This window comes from Streptomyces sp. NPDC056373 (assembly GCF_042262425.1).
GTDB lineage: Bacteria > Actinomycetota > Actinomycetes > Streptomycetales > Streptomycetaceae > Streptomyces.
The window spans coordinates 1-21,109 of the sequence record NZ_JBHJPX010000011.1 but is presented as its reverse complement, the minus strand read 5'-3'; the positions used below and the strand labels follow the sequence as shown (position 1 = coordinate 21,109).

Here is a 21,109-nt window from a genome sequence, read left to right as displayed (position 1 = left end):
CGGGGCTCAGGCCGGTGGCGTCGCCCGTACGAGCCCCGTCTGGTAGGCGATGACGACCAGTTGCGCGCGGTCCCTGGCGTGCAGCTTGGTCATGGCCCGGTGGATGTGCGTGCGGACGGTCAGCGGGCTGAGGGTGAGATCCTCGGCGATCTCCGGGTTGGACCTGCCCTCCGCGGCCAGGGCCATCACCTCGCGCTCGCGGACCGTGAGGTCGGCCAGGCGCTCCGGGGGTGCCAGGTGGGTGCCGGGGGCGGGGGCCATGAGGAAGCGGGTGATGAGGGAGCGGGTCGCCACGGGCGACAGCAGGGCCTCGCCGGAGGCCACCGTGCGCACGCCGTCCAGCAGGGTGTCGGCGGTGACGTCCTTGCCGAGGAAGCCGCTGGCGCCGGCGCGCAGGGCCTGGGCGACGTAGTCCTCGGTCTCGAACGTGGTGAGGATCAGGACACGGGTGGCGGACAGCTCCGGGTCGGCGCACAGCTCGGACGTGGCGGTGAGGCCGTCGGTGCCGGGCATGCGGATGTCCATGAGGACGATGTCGGGACGGAGCCTGCGGGCCAGGCCGACCGCCTCGGCACCGTCGGACGCCTCGCCGACCACCTCCATGTCCGCGCAGGAGTCGATGAGGATGCGGAAGGTGGCCCGCAGCAGGGCCTGGTCGTCGGCGAGCAGCACCCTGATGCTCATGCGGTGGGTCCTTCGGCGAGGTGGAGGGAGGGTTGCAGGGGCAGCGCGGTCGTGACCTCGAAGCCGCCCTGCGGGCGGGGGCCCGCGCACAGCTCGCCGCCGATGGACAGGGCACGCTCGCGCATGCCCATGACGCCGAAGCCGCGGCCCCGCACGACCGCCGGCTCGCTGGGGCCGTCGTTGGTGACCGTGATCAGCAGACGGGAGCCGGTGTAGGCGAGGAGCACGTGGGCGGCCTCGGCCGTGGCGTGCTTGCTGACGTTGGTGAGGGCTTCCTGCACGATCCGGTACGCGGTCAGGTCGACGCCGGGCGACAGCGGCTGCGGCTCCCCTTCGGTGGTGACGGTGACCTCCAGTCCCGCCGACTCGCACGCCGAGACCAGTTCGGGCAGGCGGGACAGGCCCGGGGACGGTTCCAGTCCCTGGGATCCGGGAGTGTCGTCGTTGTCGCGCAGCAGACCGAGCGTGGCCTTCAGTTCCCGCAGCGCGGAGGACGTCGTGCCGGTCAGGTCGGTGAGGATCTTCCGGCTCTGTTCGGGGCTGGTGAGGGCGAGGTGTGCGGCCGTGCCGGCCTGGGCGTTGGCCAGGGCCATGTGGTGGGCCACCACGTCGTGCAGCTCCCGGGCGATGCGCACCCGCTCCTCGGTGACGCGCAGCCGGGCCTCCTCCTCCCTGGTGCGCTCGGCGTGTTCGGCCCGGGCCTGCACGGACCGGAGGTAGGCGCGCCGCAGCTGCGTCATCTTGCCGGCGGCGAGCGGCAGCATCAGCCAGAAGATCGGGCCGATCGTCCGGAGCAGCAGGGGGACGTGGTTCATGGAGGCGGAGAACACCGCCGCGAGCGTCACCGCGAGCAGGACGGGAAGGCTGTGCAGGCGGGTGGACCTGCGGTCGGTGAGCGCGGCCAGCCAGTAGAGGGCCGCCATGACGGGTGCCAGCAGCAGGGGCGTGACCAGGTAGCCCAGCCCGACCGCGGCCACCGTGCAGGTCCCGGCCACGGCGAGGGCGGTGCGCGGGTGGGTGCGGTGCTTGAGCAGGACGAGGCAGGCCACGCCCATGACCGCGGCGGTGGTCTCGTCATGGTCCGGCGGCTCGGCACCGGGCATGGTGAGCGTGGCGCCGAGGGCGGTGCAGCCCATCAGTGCCAGGACCATCGCCAGATCGACGACGAACGTGTGGCGTGCCGAGAAGTCCTCGAAGCGATCCTGGTAGCGCCGCTCCAGACTGATGTTCATCGGGCTCTCCGGTCGGTGGGGCTGGTGACCATCGTGGTCGACGGCGGGCGGGAACACGCCAGGGGCCGCCCGTGTCCTTCGCCACGGGCGGCCCGGCGTCCGGCTGCCTCAGGTGCGGGCCGGCTCCAGGTCGCGGGCGGGGTCCGCGGCCGGTTCCGGCTCCGGCCGGCCGAGGGCCTCGCCCTCCACGTCGACCCGGGGCAGCGCCCGGTCCAGCCACCTGGGCAGCCACCAGGCCTTGTCGCCGAGCAGGGCGAGGACGGCCGGCACGATCGCCATCCGTACGACGAAGGCGTCGAGGAGGACGGCGGAGGCCAGTCCGAAACCGATCATCTTGATCATGGAGTCGCTCTCGCCGATGAACCCGGCGAACACCGCGATCATGATCAGGGCGGCGGCCACGACCACCCGGGCGCTGTGCCGGAAGCCGGACGTGACCGCCTGGGCGGGCGACTCGCCGTGCACGTGGGCCTCCCGCATCCGGGAGACGAGGAACACCTCGTAGTCCATCGCGAGGCCGAAGACGATGCCCACCAGGAAGATCGGCATCAGGCTCATGATCGGGCCGGTCTGCTCGACGCCCAGGAGCTCCGCGCCGTGGCCCTGCTGGAAGACCACCACGACCGCGCCGAGGGAGGCCAGCACCGACAGCAGGAAGCCGAGGGCCGCCTTGAGCGGGACGAGCAGGGACCGGAAGACCACCAGCAGCAGCACGATCGCCAGGCCGACCACGACGACCAGGTACGGGACCAGCGCGGCCTGGACCTTCTCGGCGATGTCGATGTTCATCGCGGTGGTGCCGGTGACCTCGTAGGTGGCGCCGGTGCCGGACTCGATGCCGGGGCGCTCGCCGCGGATGGTGGTGACCAGGTCCTTGGTCTTCTCGTCGGTCGGCGCGGTGGCGGGCACGGCCGAGAAGACAGCGGTGTCGCCGGCGGCGTTGAAGCGGGCCGGGGAGACGGACACGACGCCCTCGGTGCCGCCGATGTCCTTGGCGATCGTGCCGGCGGCGGCCTTCGGGTCGGCGGTGCCCTTGGCGTCCACGACGATGGTCAGCGGCCCGTTGAAGCCCGGCCCGAAGCCCTCGGCGAGCGCGTCGTAGGCCCGGCGCTCGGTGGTGGAGGTGGGCTTGGCCTCGTCCCCGGGCATGCCGAGCTGGAGGTCGGCGGCGGGCAGGGCGAGGGCGCCGAGGCCGACGACGCCGAGGAGCAGGACGGGTATCGGACGGCGCAGCACGAACCGCGCCCAGCGGGTGCCGGCGCCCGCTTCGGTGCTCTCCTCGATCCGGCCGCTCCTGCGGGCCCGCCGGCTGAGCACGGCGTTCGGCCAGAAGCCGAGGAGCGCGGGGACGAGGGTGAGGGCGATCAGGACGGCGACGACGACCGCGCCCGCGGCGGCCAGCCCCATCTTGGTGAGCATCGGGATGCCGACCACGGCGAGCCCGGCCAGCGCGATCACGACGGTGAGCCCGGCGAACACGACCGCGGAACCGGCCGTGCCGACGGCCAGCGCCGTCGCCTCCTGCGGCGTGCGGCCCCCGGCGCGCTCCTCCCGGTAGCGGGAGACGACGAACAGGGCGTAGTCGATGCCGACGGCGAGGCCCAGCATCATCGCCAGGGTGCCGGTGGTCGTGGACAGGCCCAGGGCACTGGACAGGGCGAGGATCGTGGCCATGCTGACGCCGACGCCGACGACGGCCGTCAGCAGCGGCAGCCCGGCTGCGGCCAGCGAGCCGAAGGTGACCAGGAGCACCACGGCGGCGATCGCGACACCGATCACCTCGGCCGCGCCGCCCGGCCCGCCTTCGGCGGCCAGCGCGGTGCCGCCCGCCTCGACCGTCAGGCCGGAGTCCCGGGCCCGGTCGAGGGTTCGCTGAAGGTGATCGCGGCCGGCGTCGGTGAGGTCGTTGGCCTTGACCTTGTAGGTGACCGTGGCGAAGGCCGTCCTGCCGTCCTCGCTGACCGTCCTCGCCCGGAACGGGTCGACGGCGCTCGCGACCTGCGGGCCGTCACCGAGCTCGGCCACGGTCTTCTCGACGGCCTTCCGGTTCCCGGCGGCCGTGACCTTCTCGCCGCTCGGCGCGATGAAGACGACCCTGGCGGTCGCGCTGTCGGCCGTGGCCCCGGGGAAGCGCTGCTCCATCAGGTCGAACGCCTTCTGGGACTCGATGCCGGGCATCGAGAACTCCTCGTCGACGGCCCCCGGCGCCTTGAGGGAGCCCAGCCCGACGGCGGCCAGGACGGCCGCCCAGACGAGGGCGACGTACCAGCGCCGCCGGAAGGCCAGACGGCCCACTCGATACAGGAAAGTTGCCACGGCAGGAGGTCTCCACATCTGGTGTCGGACGTCCACCGAGCCTCTCCGTGAGGGGGCCGTCCCGTCGTCGTGCCGCTGCCGACAATCTCCGGTACTCGGAACGCAGTACGCCGGGGCGGCGGGTCCACCCCGGGAACGAGATTCCCGAGCCTTCCGACCCGGCCTGTGCTACCTTGGCTGGCGTTGCAGTTTTGGTTCCCAGAGACTTCGAGTGCTCTTTCGACCTTTGTCGACGCGAGCACTCTTTTTTGTTTCCGAGGATTCTCGGATCTCCTTAGGGTGATCATTTCGGCGACTACGGGTCCGCAAGGTGCGGGCCCTGAGTACTGCCCTCAAGGGAGATTCATATGGCTACCGGCACCGTGAAGTGGTTCAACTCGGAAAAGGGCTTCGGCTTCATCGAGCAGGAGGGTGGCGGCCCGGACGTCTTCGCCCACTACTCGAACATCGCCACCTCTGGCTTCCGTGAGCTCCAGGAAGGCCAGAAGGTCACCTTCGACGTCACGCAGGGCCAGAAGGGCCCGCAGGCCGAGAACATCGTTCCCGCCTGACGCGTACGCGCATGCCCTGACCGGGGCCCGCACCCTCGCGGTGCGGGCCTCGGCTCGTTTTGTTCCAATCCGGCTCAACTCTTGCGAAGCCCGCGGCATTCTCGTGCCGTCGCGCATTCCTCGACGCGTGCCGCTTCGAGGAAGGTTCCTTCATGGACCGCACGGCTCGCAGGAGCAACGGCTCCCCCCACTCCCGCGGCAACGGGTCCCGGACCCGTAAGGCGGGCGGCCAAGGCGCCGCCTCCCGTCCGTCCGGCGGCGGCCGCGGCGGGCGCCGCCCCGCCCCCAGCCGGGAGTTCTCACCGCCCGCCACCATCACCCCGGCGCTGCCCGCCGTCGAGGCCTTCGACGACCTCGACCTGCCCGAGCGGCTGCTCGGCGCGCTGCGCGCCGAGGGGCTGACCGCGCCGTTCCCGATCCAGGCGGCGACCCTGCCGAACTCGCTGGCCGGCCGGGACGTGCTCGGCCGCGGCCGCACCGGCTCCGGCAAGACCCTCGCCTTCGGACTCGCCCTGCTGGCCCGCGTCGACGGGCGGCGGGCCGAGGCCCGGCAGCCGCTCGCCCTGGTCCTCGTGCCGACCCGCGAGCTGGCCCAGCAGGTCACCGACGCCCTCACCCCGTTCGCCCGCGCGCTGCGGCTGCGGCTCGCCACGGTGGTCGGCGGCCTGCCGATCGGCCGGCAGGCCAACGCGCTGCGCAGCGGCGCCGAGGTCGTCGTCGCCACGCCCGGACGCCTCAAGGACCTCATAGACCGAGGCGACTGCCGGCTGGACCAGGTCGACATCACCGTCCTCGACGAGGCCGACCAGATGACCGACATGGGCTTCATGCCGCAGGTCACCGCCCTGCTCGACCAGGTGCGCCCCGGCGGGCAGCGGATGCTGTTCTCGGCCACCCTGGACCGCAACGTCGACCGGCTGGTCCGCACCTACCTGCACGACCCGGTCGTCCACTCCGTCGACCCCTCCGCGGGCGCCGTCACCACCATGGAGCACCACCTGCTCCACGTGGAGGACGAGGACAAGCACGCCACCACCACCCGGATCGCCGCCCGCGACGGCCGGGTGATCATGTTCCTGGACACCAAGCACGCCGCCGACCGGCTGGCGAAGAAGCTGCTGGCCGTGGGCGTGCGCGCGATGGCGCTGCACGGCGGGAAGTCCCAGTCCCAGCGGACCAGGACCCTGGCCCGTTTCAAGGACGGCCAGGTCTCGGTCCTGGTGGCGACGAACGTCGCCGCCCGCGGCATCCACGTCGACAACCTCGACCTCGTCGTCAACGTGGACCCGCCGGGCGACCACAAGGACTACCTGCACCGGGGCGGCCGCACGGCGCGGGCCGGCGAGTCCGGCACCGTCGTCACGCTGGTCCTGCCGCACCAGCGGCGCGAGATGACCCGGCTGATGGCCGACGCCGGGATCACCCCGCAGATCACCCGGGTCCGCTCGGACGAGGCCGAACTGAGCCGTATCACCGGGGCGCAGGAGCCCTCGGGCGTGCCCGTGGTGCTCGCCCCGCCGGCCACCGAGAAGCCCGCCGCGCGCTCGGGTTCCGCACCGAACGGACGGCGGAGCAGGCCGTCCCGGGGCCGCCGCCGCTGAACCGGTCCCGGGCGGCGGTGCCCAGGCGTCACCGCCCGCCCGGCCCCCCGGCCAGCGGTTCGTAGATGTCACCGCCCGCCCGGCCCCTGGCAGTGATGTCCGGGCGTCACCGCCCGCCCGGCCCCGGCCAGCGGTTCGTAGATGTCACCGCCCGCCCGGCCTTGGGCGGCGGTTCACAGGTGTCATCGCCCGCCGGTGACAGCCGTACCACCGTCCCCTCCCCGTTCGACGACAGCAGCAGGGAGCCGTCCGGCGCCGCGGTGAGGCCCGCGAACCGGGGGGCCAGGCCGGGGAGGCCGTGCGCGAAGAGGGACGGTGCCGGTCGGGGTGCGGTGCCCGGCGGGACACCCACCGCCAGCCCTTCGGCCTCGACGCGGGTGACGCCCGTGCCGAGGGAGATCGACCAGAGGCGGCGGTGTGCGGTGTCGACGGTGTACAGGGCGTCGCCGTGGGCGGTGAGGCCCTGGGGAGCGCCGAGATCCTCGGCGACCGGTACCGCCTCGCCGTCGTCGAGACGCAGGACCGCCCCTCGCCGGTCGTCACTGACGTAGCAACGCCCGTCCGCGTCGAACGTCACGTCCACGGGGTGGCCGAGGCCCTCGGCGAGGACGGTGATCGCGTCGGTCGCGTCGACGGCCAGGACACGGCCGGCGCCCGTCTCGGCCACCACCAGGGTGCCGTCGGGACTGACCGCGATCCCCAGGGGCTGGTCCAGGCCGGCCGCCCGGACGCGGCTGGTGCCGGTGGCGGGGTCGTAGGTCTGGACGGTGCCGTACTGCGACGTGGTGTGCAGCAGGTCGCCGTCGGCGGTGATGCCGTGGAAGAAGGGCTGCAGGATCTCCGTGGTCACGTCGCCCGATCCGACGGGGTCGGGCTCCTCGGGGCGGGCGAGCCGGTAGTGGTCCGCCGCGTACACCGTGCCGCCCGTGCCGACCGTCACGCCGTAGGGGCCGTCCAGGCCGCGCGGGACGACGGAGCGGGTGCGGCCGTCGGGGTGCAGTTCCGTGATGCCGCCGCCGGCGAAGCTGGACACGAACATGCGGTTCTCCGCGTCGAACGCGGCGTTGTCCAGGCCCGTCACCCCGCTTGTGACGAGGGAGCGGGAGCCCGTGCCGTGCAGGTCGAGGCGGGTGACGATGCCCTCGGGGCCGCGCGACAGGACGTGCAGCACGCCGCCCCGGTCGAAGCGGACCGCGACGGGGTCGTGCACGTCCTGGGCGACCGCCTCCGGCACCCCGCCGTCGGGGGGTATGCGCCAGACCTCCCCGCTGATCATGTGCGGGTAGTAGAGGCAGCCGTCCGGGCCCAGTTGCATCGCGTTGCCGAGGGCCAGCCCGTCGGTGAGGACGACCGGGTCGCCGCCCTCGGGGAAGAGCTCCAGCAGCCGGCCGTTCATCCTCATCTCGTTGACGAACAGCCGGTCCCCGACACAGGTGATGCCGTTGGGCACCTTCACCTCCTCGGAGACCAGCGTGTACGTGCCCTCGGGGCTTCGCCGCCACACCCTGCCGGGGACCAGGTCGGCGATGTACATCGAGCCGTCCGCCCCGAAGGCCAGGTCGTCGGGGGACTGCACCGGGCCGTCGACCGGGACGACGACCTCCAGATCCCCGGTGGCCGGGTCCACGGCGCTGATCTGCCCGGCGAGGAACTGCGCGACGTACAGCCGCCCGTCGGGGCCGAACGCGACGCCGTTGGAACCCCACAGCGGATTGGGCGGGTTGAGGCGCTGGACCCGCCGGCCGGTACGGGGCTCGCCGTAGCCGCTCGCACGCTCCGTCACGATCCCAGCACCTCGTCCATGCCGCCCTCCGCCCGCCAGCGCCGGATCAGCTCGTGGAACGCGACCGGGCCGTCGCCGTACGACTCGCCACGGGGCCTCGGCTTGCCCTCGGCGTTGTAGTAGCCGGGGGTGCACTCGGACTGGAACGCGTACAGGTCGGCCGACTTCTCGCGGATCGTGGCCACCCAGGCGTCCTCGGCCGCGGCCGACGGCTCCACGGTCCGGGTCCCGCGCCGGTGCGCCTCCGCGATCACCTCGGCGACATGGCCGGCCTGTTCGTCCAGCACGTGGACGTAGTTCACGGAGGCGGCGCTCTGCACCGAGCCGAGCATGAACAGGTTGGGGAAGCCCCGGCTGTAGAAGCCGTGCAGGGTCCTCGGGCCGGTCGCCCGCCAGGCGTCGAGCAGGGCCACGCCGTCCCTGCCGTACGCGGGGAGCCGCCCGGACAGCAGCCCGGAGACGCCGACCTCGAAACCGGTGCCGAAGACGACGCAGTCGACCTCGTACTCCACCCCGCCCACCACGACGGCATGTTCGGTGATGCGCTCCACTCCGCCGTGGTCGGCCGTGTCGACGAGGGTGACGTTCGGCCGGTTGAAGGTCTGGAGGTACTGGTCGCTGAAGGTGGGCCGTTTGCACATGTAGCGGTACCAGGGCTTGAGCTTCTCCGCCGTCTCCGGGTTCTCGACGACCGCGTCGACCCGGGCGCGCAGCTCGTTCATCTTCTGGAAGTCTGCGATCTCCTCCAGGCGTTCGCGCTCCTCGGGGGTGAGGCCGGAGAAGTGGCGGGTCGGGACGAGCTTCTGCTGGAGGCGGGCGCTGCTGGTCCAGCCGTCGGCCACCAGGTCCTCCTCGCTCCCGGCGCCGGTGACGACGGCGAGGAAGTTGTCCCTGCGGTGCCGCGCCCAGCCGGGGGTGAGCGAGCCGGCCCACTCCGGGTCCGTGGGCTGCTGGCCGCGCACGTCCACGGAGGAGGGAGTGCGCTGGAAGACGTACAGGTGCTGTGCGTCCCGGCCGAGATGGGGGACGACCTGGATGGCCGTGGCGCCGGTGCCGATGAGGGCCACGCGCCGGCCGGCGAGCTTCGTCAGGCCGCCGTTCGCGTCGCCGCCGGTGTAGTCGTAGTCCCAGCGGCTGGTGTGGAACATGTGCCCCTCGAAGGTCTCGATGCCTTCGATCCCGGGCAGTTTGGGCTGGCTGAGCAGTCCGGTGGCGACGACGACGTGCCGTGCGGTCATCCGGTCGCCCCGGTCGGTCGTGACGGTCCAGGCCGACTCGTCCTCGTCCCAGCGCAGTTCGGTCACCTGCGTGCGCAGGCAGGCGTCGCGGTAGAGGTCGAAGTGCCGCGCGACGGCCCGGGCGTGCTGCCGGATCTCCTCGCCCGGGGCGTACTTCCACTTCGGGACGTAGCCGAGCTCCTCGAGCAGCGGCAGGTAGACGTACGACTCGATGTCGCAGTGGATCCCCGGGTACCGGTTCCAGTACCAGGTGCCGCCGAAGTCGGCGCCCTTCTCGATGATCCGGACGTTCTCCAGGCCCGCCTGGCGCAGCCGGGCACCGGTGAGCAGGCCGCCGAACCCGCCGCCGACGACCACCACCTCGACGTGGTCGTGGAGGGGCTCCCGGGTGAAGCCGGGTTCGGCGTGCGGGTCCTCGTCGAAGTGGCCGAACTCGCCGGTCGTACGCCGGTACTGACGGTTGCCGTCCGGGCGGATCCGCCGGTCGCGCTCGGCGCGGTACCGCTCGCGCAGGGCGTCCGGGTCGAAGTCGGGCATGACGTGGGGGGTGGACATGCGTGTCCTCTCGTACGGCTCGGGAAGGTCACGGGGACAGGGCCGGGGACCCGGGGGGGGCCGGGAGGGCCGGAGGCAGGGGGGGGCCGGTCAGACCGCTGCCCAGGCGTCGTCCACCGGCAGGACGACACCGTTGACGCCGCTCGCCGCGTCGGAGGCGAGGTAGACGATGGCGGCGGCCTGTTCCTCCGGCTCGCAGATCCGGCCCATGCTGACGACGTGGCGGCCGAGGACGGCGGGGCCGTGCGCCTCCCCGTCGATGCGGACGCCGGCGATGATGTCGGTGGCCGTGCCGCCGGGGGCTATCGCGTTGGCGCGGATGCCCTGGTCCCGGTACATCACCGCGAGGGAGCGGGTCAGCCCGAGGACTCCGTGCTTGGAGACCGTGTACGCCGTCCCGGCCGCGCTGCCGCGCAGCGACGCCTCGGACGCGGTGGTGACGACGGCACCGCCACCCGCCGCGATCATGTGCGGCAGGGCGGCCCGCGTCAGCAGGAACGGTGCCGTGAGGTTGATCCGCAGGACCCGCTCCCACTCGGCGTCGGTGACGTCGGCCGCTGCGGACATGCTGTCCATCACGCCCGCGTTGTTGACCAGGACGTCGATGCCGCCGAAGGTGCCGACCGCGGTGGCCACGACCTCGTCGGCCACCGCCCTGTCGCTCAGGTCGCCCGTGACGGCGACGGCCTCGCCGCCCGCGGACCCGATGGCGGCGACGACGCTCTCGGCCCCCTCGGCGTTCAGATCGGCGACCACGACCCTCGCTCCCTCGGCGGCGAAGCGCAGGGCCGCGGCCCTGCCGATGCCGGAGGCGGCTCCGGTGACGATGACGCTCTTGCCTGACAGACCCGTGGCACCCATGGGCTTTCCTCCTGCTCGTCGCGCGGCCGGCTCAGGCAGAGTACTGGTTTCTGTCTCGGTGTGACAGAAAGTCTTCTGATGCCAAGAAGTCAGGATGGGCCGTCAAGACATGCCGTGACATAAAATGGAGGGGGCGCAGTGAGTCGAGGAGGGCGCATGGCCGGACGGGCCGGAGGTTCCACGGGGCGGCCACCGCTGACGGAGCGGCGGCGCGCCGAGACCCGGATGGAGATCGCCGAGGAGGCGGTCCGGCTCTTCGTCGCCGCGGGCGTGACGGCGACCACCGCGGAGGACATCGCCGCCGCGGCGGGCGTGTCCACCCGCACGCTGTGGCGGTACTTCCGGTCGAAGGAGGAGTGCGTCCGGCCGCTGCTCACCACAGGCCTGGAGATGCTCACGGAGCATCTGCGGGACTGGCGGGGCCAGTGCCCGCTCGCCGAGGCGATCGCGAGCCTCCCGCGCGACGACGGCACCGGGCCGCGCGCGGAGTCACTGCGCGACCTCGTCCGGCTCTGCCGGGACGAGCCGGGGCTGCGTGCCGTCTGGCTGGAGGCGCACTACGACGCCGAGGCGACGTTCGCCGCCCTGATCGCCGACCGCACGGGCCGGCCCGCCGGCGACCTCGCCGTACGGATGGAGGCGGGCATGCTCAACACCGCGCTGCGCGTCGCCGTGGAGGACTGGGCCCTGCGCTCAGGCCCGGGGGACGGCTCCTCCTTGGCCGAGACCGTCACCGGCGTACTGCGCATGGCCGCCCACGTCATCGAGCCGGATCCCCCGGCAGCGGCCGTGACCGGCCACCACGCCGGACACTGAAGGCCCGACGCGCAACGCCCCCGCCCGCCGTCGCACGGGGCGACGGCGCACGGGGGCGTCTCGGCGGGACGCGCGGAGAGGTCAGCCGCTCGTCACGTCCGTCACCTTCCAGCGCTGGTTGGAACCGGAGTTGGGCTGCCACACGCCGACGGAGGCACCGTCACTGGTGGACTGGCCCGAGACGTCCGGGAGTTGACCGGTCGCGGCGTTGACGAGGGTCCAGGTGCCGTCGCCGGTCGTGGACATGATCCACTCGGCGGCCCTGTCGCGGCGGCCCTCGTCCGGCTCGGCGACCAGGGCGCCGTCACGGACGGCCAGGCGCTTGCCGGAAGCCGTCTCCGTCAGGACGTACCGCTTGCGGTTGTCCGAGCCGCGGACCTGCTCGACCCGCCACTGCTGACCACTGGGGTCGGTCGCGTTCGCGCCCTGGATGACCAGGCCCGTGCCGTTGCCGGCGATCGTGAGGTCCTTGCCGCTCTGGACGCCGGTGAGGCGGTATGTGTGGCCCTTGCGCAGCTCGGCGGCGCCCTTCGCGACACCGGAGACGCCCTTGACGAGGAAGGACGTCACCGACTGCGCGGGCACGGTGAGCGTGGCCTGCTTGCCGGAGACCCGGACGGCCTTCTGCTTGTCCAGCTTGCCGTCGGCGCTGGTCACCACCGGGGTGACCGTGGCGCGGGAGGAGACCCGGCCGAACTTCGACAGGTCGAGCGTGACCTCGCGCGCCTCGGTGGCGCTGTTGACGTGGACGACGGTCGCCGCGTCGCCCTTGCGGGAGATCGCCGCCGTGCTCGACGTGTCGTTCGTCTTGATCAGCCGGTCGCCGGGCTTGATGAAGTGCGTGAAGTTGCGGGCCGTGTCGAACTTCGTGTTCGTGTAGACCGGGCAGGACTTCAGGGTGTCCTTCGAGGTGCAGCTGAACGGGAGCTGGATCTCGCCCCAGTTGCCGCCCTTGGCGGACTCGCCGCCCGGCTTCATGTTGTCGTAGTCCTCGACGGGCTGCCAGAACACCCAGGCCTTGGGCTCCAGTTCACGCAGGTCGTCCACCATGCGCTGGGCCAGGCCCAGGCCGGGCCGCATGTCCGTGAAGCTCTGCCCGTCGCCCCAGTCGCCCTCGACCTCGCTCATCCACAGCGGCTTGTCGGCGGCCTTGGCCAGGTCGCGGACGGTGGTGCGCTGGCCGGTGCCGTAGGTGTGGACGTTCATCTGGCCGACGAGGTCGCGCACCTCCTGCGGGTAGGAGGTCCAGTTCGTCGCGAACGTGCCCGGGTTCGTCTCGTCCATCGCGGATATCTCCGCGTGCGAACGGGACTTCTCCAGGACCGGGGCCAGGGCGCGGATCACCTTCTGCTGGAGCTCGGGGCCGATGTGCGCGCCCTCCTGGCGGCCGCCGGTCGGCTCGCCGTCGGGGCCGAGCTTGGTGCCCCAGTAGTTCGTGTTCGGCTCGTTGAAGGGGTCGAGCGTGTCGACCTTGATGCCGTGCGCCTTCTCCAGGCGTTCGGTCGCCCCGACCAGGTACTTGGCGAAGTCGTCGACCGATTCGGGCTTCAGCTGGTCCTTGCCGGCGTCGAAGTTGCCGGAGACGTAGCCGCTCTCGGTCATGAACCAGGGCGGGGAGTTGCTGAAGGTCTCCCAGTGGGTGATGTCCTTCTTGATGCGGTCGACCCACCAGCGCTGGGTCTTGTCGGCGTTCTTGTTCCAGTCCCCGGAGTCGTCGGCGTCCCACCAGTCGACGTCCTCGCGGGTGGTGCCCGCCGGGGCCTTCCACCAGCCCTCGACCGCGCCGCCGGCCCGCAGGTAGTCCTTGACGTCCGGGGCGTTGCCGCCGCCGATGTTGTAGCGGGCGATGTTCAGGTTGAGGCCGTCGTCGCCGAAGAGGAGCTTGTAGAGCTTCTCGCGGACCGCGGGGGGGTAGTCGCCGGTGGCGTTGGCGAACCAGACCAGGCTGGTGCCCCAGCCCTCGAAGCTGTCCCCCGCGTAGGAGGGGTCGGGCCGGACGGTGACGCCGGCGGCCGCGGCCTGGGCGGGCTCGGCGTGCGCGGCGGGCAGGGTCGTCGTGGCCAGGAGGGTTCCGGTCGCCACGGCGGTGACGCCGATGGCCCCGAGGAGCCTTCTCTTACGGGTGCGGTGTGCCATCTCGAGTACTCCAGCTCTTCTGCGTGCCGCGTCCCGGCGGGCGCAGAGATCGGGGCCTGCGTAGTACGACTGATGCGGATTCGGTGCCTTTTCGTACGATGTGGACTAGGCAATGTTTACGTAAACATCCACTGGCGGGATGTCTACACTGTCCGAATCTCAGGGGTCAAGGACTCGTTCCGGACCGAAATCCGCGCCCGGTGCGCCGCGAGGGAAGCGAGGGGCACGTGGGCACGGTGAACGGCGAGAGCGAGCCGGGCGGCACGAGCCGTACGAGAAGGCGTGCGGCCCGCCCCCGCCAGGGCGCCTCCATGGCCGACGTCGCCCAGCTCGCCGGGGTCTCCTCCCAGACGGTCTCGCGCGTCTCGAACGGCTTCCCGGGCGTCACCGAGGACACCCGCGCGCAGGTCCTGGCCGCCATGCGGGAGCTCGGCTACCGGCCCAACAGCGCGGCGAGGGCGCTGCGCCGGGGCGAGTTCCGCACGCTCGGCGTGATCACCTTCTCGCTCTCCACCATGGGCAACATCCGCACCCTGGAGGCCATCGCCACCTCCGCCGCCGAGCACGGTTACGCCGTGACCCTGCTGCCGGTGGCCGTCCCCACCCAGGACGAGGTGAACGGCGCCTTCTCCCGGCTGGGCGAACTCGCCGTGGACGCCGTCATCGTCATCATGGAGATCCACCTGCTCGACGCGGCGACGGTGTCCCTGCCGCCGGGTGTGCAGGTCGTGGTGGCCGATTCCGACGCCGGCGACCGCTACACCGTCGTCGACACCGACCAGGCGGGCGGTGCCCGGGACGCCGTACGGCACCTGCTGGACCTCGGCCACGACACGGTGTGGCACCTGGCCGGCCCGGAGGGCTCCTTCGCGGCCCAGCGCCGCGCCAACGCCTGGCGCGACACGCTGACGGCCGCGGGCCGGGTGACGCCACCCCTGGTCCGCGGCGACTGGTCGGCCGAGTCCGGCTACCGGGCCGGTCTGCGACTGGCCGACGAGCCGGACTGCACGGCGGTGTTTGCCGCCAACGACCAGATGGCCCTGGGCCTGCTCCGCGCCCTGCACGAACGCGGCCGCCGCGTCCCCGAGGACGTCAGCGTCATCGGCTTCGACGACATCCCCGAGTCGGCGTCCTTCCTCCCGCCCCTGACCACGATCCACCAGGACTTCGCGGAGGTGGGGCGGCTGTGTGTGGAGGGGGTGCTCAGCAAGATGCGGGAGGGCGCGGCGGAACACGGCACGACGTTGGTGCCCACGCGGTTGGTGCGGCGGGAGAGTACGGGGACCCGGCGGGGGTGAGGCGTCGGCACCGCCGGGCGTCAGCCGGTGGGCGGGGTGAACTCGGGCTGGTCGAGGATCCGCAGCCAGCTTCCGTCGGGCTGGCGCCGGACCACCTGCGCGCGGGCGCCCGTCCCGTCCTTCGGCGGGGTCGACGTCAGGGCGAGGTCGCCGCTGACCAGCGTCGGCAGCGGCTCTTCCGGCTCGAAGACAGGACGGCTGGCCAGCACCTTCTCCCACAGTGCGCGGATCGCTTCCCGCCCTACCGTCCGTCGGCCGGGCGGGTAGGCCAGCACCGCGTCCACCTCGTAGAGCGCGGCCACTCCGGCCGCGTCACCGGCGTTGGACCGCTCGACGAACAGGCGGGTGATGTCCTCGGGGCGCATGGCCTTCTCGTACTCCGGCACGGGTCCTCCTGGTGTCGGGGTGCCTCGGTCCCTCCAGCGTCTTCGGGCAGCGATCAGAAGTCCAACAGATGGATCCGATGGCAACTAGAATTGCCAGTCATGGAACTGAGGCAGCTGGAGTACTTCGTCGCGGTCGCCGAGGAACGGAACTTCACGCGGGCCGCCGAGCGGGTGCACATCAGCCAGTCCGGAGTCAGCGCCCAGATCCGCCAGTTGGAGCGTGAGTTCGGGGTCGAGCTCTTCGACCGGTCGGCCCGCACCGCGACGCTGACCGCCGCGGGGCAGGCAGCACTCGACCACGCCCGTGCCGCGCTCGCCGCGGCCGCGGCGGTCAGGCAGGCGGTGGACGAGGTGACCGGCCTGATCCGGGGCCGGCTCGCGGTCGGCATGGTCATCGGCTGCACCATCACGCCCCTGTTCGAGGCGCTCTCCGCGTTCCACCGCGCGCATCCGGGGGTGGAGATCTCCCTGCTGGAGGACAACTCCGACCGGCTCGTCGAAGCGGTGCGCCTCGGCACGCTCGATGTTGCCCTGGTCGGGACGGCTGCCGCCCCGGAGGGTCTCGAGTCGCTGACGGTCATCAGTGAGCGGCTCGTCGTGGTGGTGCCGGAGAGCCATGCCCTGGCGGCGCGGCGGCGGCTCACGCTGCGGGACGTCGTCGACCATCCGATCGTGTGCATGCCCCCGGGCACCGGCCTGCGGGCGGTCTTCGACGGAGCCTGCGCCGCGCGGGATCTTCGACCCCGGATCGCCCTGCAGGCCGGCGCCGCGGACGCCGTCGCGGACCTCGCTGCGCGGGGGCTGGGCGTCGGCGTCCTCAGCGAGTCGATGGCCGCGGGGCACCGGGACCGGCTCGTCGTCCGCACCGTGGACGACCTGGAGACACCCGCCCTGCTCGCTCTGGTCTGGCGGAACGGGCGCGGTCCCGCGGTCCGCGAGATGCTCGAGCGGTGCGTGCGGGCGTTCGGTCTGCCCGCACGCCCCGCGTAGCGGTCAGGAGTGCCGGTCCAGGAGGCCGACCGGAATCTCCTGCTTGTGGTGCGCGGCCGATGCCCGTGTGCGTCCGATGACCTCCGCGACGCGGAGGAAACCGTCCTGCCCGTGCCCGAGCCCGACGGCACGGCGGGCCATGCCCTCGGCTGCGCGCATGACACCGGCGTCGATGCCGTGCGACTCGGAGACGTGGACGATGTGGGACATGGACGACACGGCCGAGGTGAGCGGGTTGCCCTCGCCGGAGTAGGAGCCGTCGTCGGCGTCCGTGGCGGTCTGGGCGAATAACGGCGGGAGGATCGCGCCGATGCCCTGGGCGAAGGGCGCCAGTTCCCTCGCGGTGATGCCCTCGGCCCTGGCCACCGCCACGGCGTGCGCAAAGCCGGCCATGGCCGTCCAGAAGATGTCGAGCAGGGCGATGTCATAGGCCGCGGCCCGGCCCGGCTCCTCGCCGAGATGGGTATGGGTGCCTCCCAGCGCTTCCCGGACCGGGACGAGTTCGCGGTAGAGGTCCTCGGGTCCGCTGTGCAGGACAACCGCCTCGGGCGTGCCGATGGTGGTCACCGGGGTCATGATCGCGCCGTCCAGGTAACGGACGCCGTGCGCGGCGGCCCAGGCGGCGGTGTCGCGGGCCCGGGCGGGGGTGTCGGCGGTCAGATTCACGACCGTACGCCCCTTGAGGGCGGCTTCGACCTCGTCCCGGCGCAACACGGCGTCGGCGGCGTCGTAGTTCACCACGCAGACGACGATCACCTCGCTCGCCGCCACCGCTTCGGCCGCCGACGCCGCGCCCACCGCACCGCGCTCGAGGAGCTCTCGGTCGCGGCCCGGCGTACGGTTCCAGACGGTGGTGCGCAGGCCCGCGTCGGCGAACGCACCGGCCAGGGCCCGGCCCATCGGGCCGAGGCCGAGGACGGTCACCGCCATGGCCGGGCGATCAGCCGGCGGCCGGGCGGAATGTGCCGGGGTCGGTGCAGCGCTGGGGTAAGGCATGCTGAACTCTCCTGAGGTAGAACGCACTTGATGACAAAGGGGGGCGACGGTGACGCGTCGGCGCCAGGATCCGAACGTCTGCGGAGTGACCGCCGCGATCGCCGTGATCGACGGCAAATGGAAGACGGCTCTGCTCTGGCTGCTGGAATCGGGCCCGCACCGCCCGGCGGAACTGCGCCGGCGACTGCCGGGCCTCTCCGAGAAGGTGCTGACGGAGGCCTTGCGGGAGATGGCGGCGGACGGACTGGTGCACCGTGAGGTGTACGACGTGCTGCCGCCGAAGACGGTCTACTCCCTCACCGCGTCCGGTCGCGAACTCTCCGAGACACTGGCACCGTTGTCCGACTGGGGCCACCGTCGCCTGGAGAAGCTGGCCGAGGCCGCCCGGCCGGCCTCCTGACGCGGGTGCCACCTCCGTCCCTTCCGCGTCCTGGCCTCACCGGCACCACCAGGTTCGCCCGGCGTCCGCTCGCTGCCAAGTCCCCACAAAAAGGTGGGTACTCCGCAGGCCCGGGGATCCGGCTCGGTTAGCGTGATGGGGTGATCAGGATGCTTGAGTGGGACGGCCTCACCGACCGCGCGCGGTTCAACCAGTGGTACCTGGACCGGCGGGACGGGTTCTCGGACATGGCACGGGACGCCGACTGGGAGCGGCTCTTCGAGACGCTGGGAGAGTGGCCGGAGTGGGTCAACCTGCCCCGGCCCGGCAACCGCAGCGGCTTCTCCCCGCTGCATCAGGCCGCCTGGCACGGCGCCGACTTCGCCGTGGTGTCCCGACTGATCGCACACGGCGCGTGGCGCACCCAGCGCACTCGGGACGGCCGCCGCCCCGTCGACATCGCCCGGGAGCGGGGGCACACGCACCTGCTGGAGCTCCTCGAACCGGTCACGGTGCGGCCCCTGCCCTCTCCGGCGGACGCCCTGGAGCAGCAGGTCCACACGCTGATGCGGCGGACGACCGGCCGGTGCTTCGAGGAGGTCGAGCACTTGCTGCCGCCGCTCGCTCCCCTCACGGAGGGGCCCACGGTGAAGGTCGTGTTCACGGTGGTCGGCATGATGGGCGGCTTCCGGTACCACCTCGAGCGTGACTACGTGCACGTGCACGCCAGTTCACGGATGGACGCCGACGACGGGAACCACTACAAGGTGACGCCCGAGGGCTGGGACAAGATCGAGTAGTCGAGGGCATCGCACCGCGCGAGAGCGGGCTTTCCGTCACGCGACGCCACCCGAAGGTGAGAGGGGACATCCGGCATGACCGAGCTCTATCCCGCCGGTATCGAGCCGTACGCGCACGGCATGCTCGACGTCGGGGACGGCAACCGCGTGTACTGGGAGGTCTGCGGGAACCCCGCGGGCAAGCCCGCCGTCGTACTGCACGGCGGGCCGGGGTCCGGGGCAGGGCCGTTCTGGCGCCGGCTGTTCGACCCGGCCGCGTACCGGATCGTGCTCCTCGACCAGCGCGGGTGCGGGCGGAGCACGCCCGACGCGGCTGATCCGCTGACCTCGCTCGCCGCCAACACCACCCAGCATCTGATCGCCGACGTCGAGCGGTTGCGGCGGCACCTCGGCATCGAGGAGTGGCTGGTACTCGGCGGCTCCTGGGGCGTGACCCTCGCACTGGCCTATGCGGAGCGGCATCCCGGGGCCGTGTCCGAGCTGGTCCTCTTCAGCGTCACCAGCACCACGCACCGCGAGGTGGAGTGGGTCACCCGGGACATGGGCCGGATCTTCCCCGAGGAGTGGGCCCGCTTCCGGGACGCCGTACCGGAAGCGGAGCGCGAGGGGAATCTGGCCGACGCCTATGCCCGGATGCTCGCCGACCCCGACCCTGCCGTGCGGGAGCGGGCCGCGCGGGAGTGGTGCCGGTGGGAGGACGTGCACGTCTCCACCGCGCCCGGGCACCGGCCCGACCCCCGCTACGACGACCCGCTCTTCCGCATGCGCTTCGCCCGCCTCGTCACGCACTACTGGCGGCACGCCGCCTTCCTGGAGGACGGCGAACTGCTGCGCGACGCCGGGAAACTGGCCGGCATCCCGGGCGTGATGATCCACGGCCGGATGGACATCAGCAGTCCCGTCGACGTGGCGTGGCGGCTGGCCCAGGTGTGGCCGGACGCCGAGCTCGTCCTGATCGGCGACGAGGGGCACGGCCTGTCGGGGACCTCCACCACGGCGGCCGTCGTGGCGGCCACGGACCGTTTCCGGTCGGCCTGAGCCGGCTGCCGGCGGCGTGACGGATCCCTCACGGATCCCTCGCGCACGGCACTGGCCCACCGCCCCGCCCCGCCGGAGGCTGGGCACCATGAACGATCACGCTGCCGAGTCCGACGACGTCCGCCGCTTCTGGGGACGGCTCGGGCTCCCCGGCCTCGTCGACGTGCACACGCACTTCATGCCCGAGCGGGTCCTGCGCAAGGTCTGGGAGTACTTCGACGCGCTCGGGCCGCTCACCGGCGGGCTGGAGTGGCCGATCACCTACCGGGAAGCGGAGGCCGAACGGGCGGCCATACTCAGGGCGTTCGGCGTACGGGCCTTCACTTCGATGCTCTACCCGCACAAGCCCGGCATGGCGCGCTGGCTGAACGACTGGGCGTCCGACTTCGCACACCGCACGCCCGACTGCCTGCACACCGCCACCCTCTTCCCCGAGCCGGGCGTCGAGGCGTACGTCCGGGAAGCCGTCGAAGCGGGCGCGCGGGTCTTCAAGTCCCATGTGCAGGTGGGGGCGTACGACCCGGCCGACGACCTGCTCCGGCCGGCCTGGGGAGTGCTGGCCGAGGCCGGTGTCCCCGTGGTGATCCACTGCGGTTCCGGCCCCGCGCCCGGCAAGCACACCGGCCCCGGGCCCATCGCGCGGGTGCTGGCGGAACATCCGCGGCTGAGGCTGATCGTCGCGCACATGGGGATGCCCGAGTACGAGGACTTCCTCGATCTCGCGGAGCGGTACGGGGAGGTGCGGCTGGACACGACGATGGCGTTCACCGACTTCGCCGAGGCGCTCGCGCCGCTCCCACGCCGTGTCCTGCCCCGGCTGGCCGACGCCGGCGACCGCGTTCTGCTCGGCTCCGACTTCCCCAACATCCCCTATCTTGGGCTTTAACGTGCGCCGTCGAACGGTGCGTCGTACTTGATCACTCGGTTCGGTGTCCGCCGTACACGGAAGCGGCCTTCGTCTGAACATGTGCTCCGACCAAGGAACACACACGTCCAGCGCGAAGGCCGTGAGGATGAGTCTGCTGCATCGCGATGTCCGGCGAGAGCCGCCAGCCGAACTGTCACGCTTCCGGGGCGAGTTCTACTCCTGTCTCACCGCTCGTTCGGATGCGCTGTTCGAGCTGGCGGATGCGGTTCTGTGCGGTGATGGGCCGGTGAGATCCCTGGCCGAGCTGTCGCTGGTGGGCGAACACCGCCGTGGGCACGGAGGACTCTACGCCGCTGTCTCAAAGGGCCGGGTCGACGCGGACCGGATGCGGCAGGCTCTGGCCTCGGTGTCTCTGCCGCGGGCGGCCGACGGCCGGCTGGTCCTGGCCGTCGACATCACTTGCTGGCTGCGGCCGGACGCCCACACCTCACCGGAGCGGATCCTGTGTCACACCTACGGCCGGGGCAAGGACCAGCACATCCCCGTCCCCGGCTGGCCGTACTCGATCATCTGCGCGCTCG

General features: G+C 72.2%; 19 protein-coding genes. 10 read left to right on the top strand and 9 right to left on the bottom strand.

Going from position 1 to position 21,109, the window contains the following annotated elements; genetic code table 11:
• Window positions 1-6: 6 nt before the first annotated feature.
• The 3 genes from ACFCXS_RS23565 to ACFCXS_RS23555 form a co-directional block, all read right to left on the bottom strand.
• Window positions 7-684: a response regulator gene (locus tag ACFCXS_RS23565; RefSeq protein ID WP_376645309.1), complete on the bottom strand. Its 678-nt coding sequence runs from the start codon at window positions 682-684 to the stop codon at window positions 7-9.
• Entirely contained in the window at window positions 681-1,916 is a 1,236-nt protein-coding gene (locus ACFCXS_RS23560; RefSeq protein ID WP_376645308.1) for a sensor histidine kinase, read from the bottom strand. Before ACFCXS_RS23560 ends, ACFCXS_RS23565 begins: the two co-directional genes overlap by 4 nt.
• Window positions 1,917-2,024: 108 nt before the next feature.
• Window positions 2,025-4,232 carry an MMPL family transporter gene (locus ACFCXS_RS23555; protein ID WP_376645307.1) on the bottom strand — a complete coding sequence of 736 codons (2,208 nt, stop codon included), beginning with the start codon at window positions 4,230-4,232 and terminating at the stop codon, window positions 2,025-2,027.
• 347 nt (window positions 4,233-4,579) lie between these two features.
• Between ACFCXS_RS23555 and ACFCXS_RS23550 the strand changes: the two genes are divergently transcribed.
• Together ACFCXS_RS23550 and ACFCXS_RS23545 are read left to right on the top strand one after the other, a co-directional pair.
• The gene (locus ACFCXS_RS23550) at window positions 4,580-4,783 is read left to right on the top strand and encodes a cold-shock protein (RefSeq protein ID WP_003991681.1); all 204 of its coding nucleotides are present in this window, start codon (window positions 4,580-4,582) and stop codon (window positions 4,781-4,783) included.
• Between the two features lie 152 nt (window positions 4,784-4,935).
• Window positions 4,936-6,384, top strand: coding sequence for a DEAD/DEAH box helicase (locus tag ACFCXS_RS23545; RefSeq protein WP_376645306.1), 1,449 nt, complete (start codon window positions 4,936-4,938; stop codon window positions 6,382-6,384).
• A 106-nt stretch (window positions 6,385-6,490) separates the two neighbouring features.
• Here ACFCXS_RS23545 and ACFCXS_RS23540 read toward each other — a convergent pair whose 3' ends face one another.
• The 3 genes from ACFCXS_RS23540 to ACFCXS_RS23530 all read right to left on the bottom strand — a co-directional run bounded on the left by ACFCXS_RS23540 (window position 6,491) and on the right by ACFCXS_RS23530 (window position 10,821).
• Window positions 6,491-8,167 (bottom strand): SMP-30/gluconolactonase/LRE family protein, encoded by a 1,677-nt coding sequence (locus ACFCXS_RS23540; RefSeq protein WP_376645305.1) that lies wholly within the window; start codon window positions 8,165-8,167, stop codon window positions 6,491-6,493.
• Window positions 8,164-9,960 carry a flavin-containing monooxygenase gene (locus ACFCXS_RS23535; RefSeq protein ID WP_376645304.1) on the bottom strand — a complete coding sequence of 599 codons (1,797 nt, stop codon included), beginning with the start codon at window positions 9,958-9,960 and terminating at the stop codon, window positions 8,164-8,166. Before ACFCXS_RS23535 ends, ACFCXS_RS23540 begins: the two co-directional genes overlap by 4 nt.
• Window positions 9,961-10,050: 90 nt before the next feature.
• On the bottom strand, window positions 10,051-10,821 hold the full coding sequence (locus ACFCXS_RS23530) for an SDR family NAD(P)-dependent oxidoreductase (protein ID WP_376645303.1): 771 nt from the start codon (window positions 10,819-10,821) through the stop codon (window positions 10,051-10,053).
• A 156-nt stretch (window positions 10,822-10,977) separates the two neighbouring features.
• Here ACFCXS_RS23530 and ACFCXS_RS23525 point away from each other — a divergent pair, with 156 nt between their 5' ends.
• The gene (locus ACFCXS_RS23525; RefSeq protein ID WP_376645302.1) at window positions 10,978-11,637 is read left to right on the top strand and encodes a TetR/AcrR family transcriptional regulator; all 660 of its coding nucleotides are present in this window, start codon (window positions 10,978-10,980) and stop codon (window positions 11,635-11,637) included.
• Between the two features lie 81 nt (window positions 11,638-11,718).
• On the opposite strand, the gene ACFCXS_RS23520 is transcribed toward ACFCXS_RS23525, so the two are convergent.
• Window positions 11,719-13,773 carry an RICIN domain-containing protein gene (locus ACFCXS_RS23520; RefSeq protein WP_376645301.1) on the bottom strand — a complete coding sequence of 685 codons (2,055 nt, stop codon included), beginning with the start codon at window positions 13,771-13,773 and terminating at the stop codon, window positions 11,719-11,721.
• A gap of 311 nt (window positions 13,774-14,084) precedes the next feature.
• On the opposite strand from ACFCXS_RS23520, the gene ACFCXS_RS23515 reads away from it, so the two are divergent.
• On the top strand, window positions 14,085-15,071 hold the full coding sequence (locus tag ACFCXS_RS23515) for a LacI family DNA-binding transcriptional regulator (RefSeq protein WP_376645577.1): 987 nt from the start codon (window positions 14,085-14,087) through the stop codon (window positions 15,069-15,071).
• Window positions 15,072-15,091: 20 nt separating this feature from the next.
• On the opposite strand, the gene ACFCXS_RS23510 is transcribed toward ACFCXS_RS23515, so the two are convergent.
• Window positions 15,092-15,457: a YybH family protein gene (locus ACFCXS_RS23510; RefSeq protein WP_376645300.1), complete on the bottom strand. Its 366-nt coding sequence runs from the start codon at window positions 15,455-15,457 to the stop codon at window positions 15,092-15,094.
• A 99-nt stretch (window positions 15,458-15,556) separates the two neighbouring features.
• Here ACFCXS_RS23510 and ACFCXS_RS23505 point away from each other — a divergent pair, with 99 nt between their 5' ends.
• Window positions 15,557-16,447, top strand: coding sequence for a LysR family transcriptional regulator (locus ACFCXS_RS23505; protein ID WP_376645299.1), 891 nt, complete (start codon window positions 15,557-15,559; stop codon window positions 16,445-16,447).
• A 3-nt stretch (window positions 16,448-16,450) separates the two neighbouring features.
• On the opposite strand, the gene ACFCXS_RS23500 is transcribed toward ACFCXS_RS23505, so the two are convergent.
• Entirely contained in the window at window positions 16,451-17,377 is a 927-nt protein-coding gene (locus ACFCXS_RS23500; protein WP_376645298.1) for an NAD(P)-dependent oxidoreductase, read from the bottom strand.
• 115 nt (window positions 17,378-17,492) lie between these two features.
• Here ACFCXS_RS23500 and ACFCXS_RS23495 point away from each other — a divergent pair, with 115 nt between their 5' ends.
• The 5 genes from ACFCXS_RS23495 to ACFCXS_RS23475 all read left to right on the top strand — a co-directional run.
• Complete coding sequence (locus ACFCXS_RS23495) at window positions 17,493-17,843, top strand: winged helix-turn-helix transcriptional regulator (RefSeq protein WP_376645297.1); 351 nt, start codon at window positions 17,493-17,495, stop codon at window positions 17,841-17,843.
• Window positions 17,844-17,992: 149 nt separating this feature from the next.
• Complete coding sequence (locus ACFCXS_RS23490) at window positions 17,993-18,622, top strand: ankyrin repeat domain-containing protein (protein ID WP_376645576.1); 630 nt, start codon at window positions 17,993-17,995, stop codon at window positions 18,620-18,622.
• A gap of 75 nt (window positions 18,623-18,697) precedes the next feature.
• Entirely contained in the window at window positions 18,698-19,660 is a 963-nt protein-coding gene (gene pip, locus ACFCXS_RS23485; RefSeq protein WP_376645296.1) for a prolyl aminopeptidase, read from the top strand.
• 88 nt (window positions 19,661-19,748) lie between these two features.
• Window positions 19,749-20,546, top strand: coding sequence for an amidohydrolase family protein (locus ACFCXS_RS23480; RefSeq protein WP_376645295.1), 798 nt, complete (start codon window positions 19,749-19,751; stop codon window positions 20,544-20,546).
• Window positions 20,547-20,673: 127 nt separating this feature from the next.
• Window positions 20,674-21,109, top strand: a 436-nt coding sequence (locus ACFCXS_RS23475) for a transposase (protein WP_376645294.1), incomplete at its 3' end; no start/stop codon positions are given.